The sequence below is a fragment of the Aeromicrobium phragmitis genome, from assembly GCF_003674095.1.
In the GTDB taxonomy this organism is placed as follows: Bacteria; Actinomycetota; Actinomycetes; order Propionibacteriales; family Nocardioidaceae; genus Aeromicrobium; species Aeromicrobium phragmitis.
In genome coordinates this window covers 1-381 of the sequence record NZ_RDBF01000152.1, presented here as the reverse complement: position 1 = coordinate 381, position 381 = coordinate 1, and the positions used below count along the sequence as shown (strand labels likewise).

1 protein-coding gene is annotated in these 381 nt (G+C 68.8%); it reads right to left on the bottom strand.

Annotation, left to right across the window (positions count from 1 at the left end):
• The coding region (locus D9V41_RS16730) for a DUF7507 domain-containing protein (protein WP_166376112.1) at positions 1-381 on the bottom strand (381 nt) is incomplete at both ends.

Sequence of the window (381 nt, the reverse complement as noted above, 5' to 3'; positions counted from 1 at the left end):
CACGTCAGTGAGGGTCACCGTTCCGGTGTTCTCGACCTCGAACGTGTACCGGATCTGGTCGCCGTCAACCGTGCCGGTCTTCGTCAGCTTCAGTCCCGGCAGCGCGGGGAGCGGGGTGCGCTCCTCGTCCGGACCGTCGACCGGATCGCCGGTCGGCGGGGTCCCGGTTGCCAGGGCATGGTTGACGACTTCGCCGCGGTCGATGTCGGCCTGGGTCAGCGTGTAGGTGGCGGTCGCCGTGACGCTCTCGCCGGGGGCGAGGACGCTCTCGTCGCCGGGCCAGACGTACTCGAGGTCGGACAGACCCTCGAGCTCGTCGGCGATCGACACGTCGCGCAGCGTCACGTTGCCGGTGTTGGTCGCCTCGAAGGTGTAAGTGAC